We start from the raw sequence: 1,331 nt of genomic DNA on the forward strand, positions 1-1,331 counted from the left end.
CGATGCTTTCATATTCTGCTCCTTCCCAGCCAGGAAATTCGTCACAGAAAATTCTAACTCAAATCGAGGGACTTTTCAGGGAGCACATCAGTTTTGCTGAAGCAAGCACTCCGACCGATTATGCACTGGCAGCTGTGGCGGTTGTTCCAGTTGCTGGGGATTTTGTAAAACATGCAGCTAAACAAGGCGACCTAGCTGCTGAAATCGGTAGCATCATATATACAGCAGCACGCAAAGTTGGTAGCTTGAATGGGGGACCGTTAGAGAATGCCGTTCAGGTGCGGGGGCGTTTCAAGATCGAAAATGGACCTGCCAATAGTACAGTATATAGAGCTGATGATCAGGGGAATATTACTAGTTATGCGACTTATGACGCTGAAGGAAAAATTTTGACGCGTGTCGATGTCACCGGTGCAGCCCACAATGGGATTCCAACACCACATGTATTAGAATATGGCCGCGACGTGCTGCCCAATGGTAGCGTGAGAGTTCAAACTCCCAGAACGAACCCGCGTCCGGCTAAACAGGATGAAATCCCTTGAAGAAGATTGATCCATTACACAATTGGAAACAACCTATTGCAATTGAAGATTGGGGGCGTAAATGTTCCCCACCGATCAATAGAGCTTGGCTAAGTCATATCAATTACTTTGTACACCCTGATATAGCGGTAGCTATTGGTAGACTTTTATTGCCAACATTTTTAGAACACGATGGTGGTGTTTTTTTAGAAGTTAACTTTACGCTTGATGGATACTCGAAATGGAGAAAGCACCTAGATAACATAAGTGCAATCGAGAACATGATGAACCATCAGCACGTATATGATTTGTTTGCAGTGACTGATAATATTTCAGAGGAATCATACTTAGGAGTCGCTAACCTGCTGGCTGATACTACACGATTGGCACTAAAGGCTTGCTACCCAGAACGTCAATTCTGCGTAGATATATCAATTGCTGATAATGATTATGGACCGACAGTCAGCTTTTATTCTCGTTGATTGATGCGCCACGTGATCAAGGGTGTTGTAACGTAAACTTTGGCCTTGACCTGCTCCCCATAATCTCCTCCAGTTTGTGATAGGATCCTACCTAACATTGAGGTGGGATATGAAGCGTTCGCGTTTTACGGAAGAACAGATTAGGCGTTGTCACGTAAACTTTGGCACCAGCCTGATGAGATAGCGATTGGCGTATGACGCCATCATCGATTAGCTACAAGCGCCAGTGTTTCCCGCCCGAGATCATTGCTCACGTGGTTTGGCTCTATCATCGCTTCTCTTTGAGCCTGCGCGAGGTTGAAGAGGTGCTGTTTACGCTCTGCATTGC

The 1,331-nt window shown here is 45.5% G+C and carries 2 protein-coding genes and 1 pseudogene; all 3 read left to right on the plus strand.

Annotation, left to right across the window (positions count from 1 at the left end):
- Window positions 1-542, plus strand: a 542-nt coding sequence (locus tag AYK67_RS16790; protein ID WP_082735903.1) for a polymorphic toxin type 24 domain-containing protein, incomplete at its 5' end; no start/stop codon positions are given.
- Complete coding sequence (locus AYK67_RS16795) at window positions 539-1,003, plus strand: hypothetical protein (protein WP_068089673.1); 465 nt, start codon at window positions 539-541, stop codon at window positions 1,001-1,003. The genes AYK67_RS16790 and AYK67_RS16795, both read left to right, overlap by 4 nt.
- A 194-nt stretch (window positions 1,004-1,197) precedes the next feature.
- Window positions 1,198-1,331, plus strand: a pseudogene (locus tag AYK67_RS17485) (IS6 family transposase); the annotation flags it as partial.

It is taken from the genome of Polycladidibacter stylochi (assembly GCF_001562055.1).
GTDB lineage: Bacteria > Pseudomonadota > Alphaproteobacteria > Rhizobiales > Stappiaceae > Pseudovibrio > Pseudovibrio stylochi.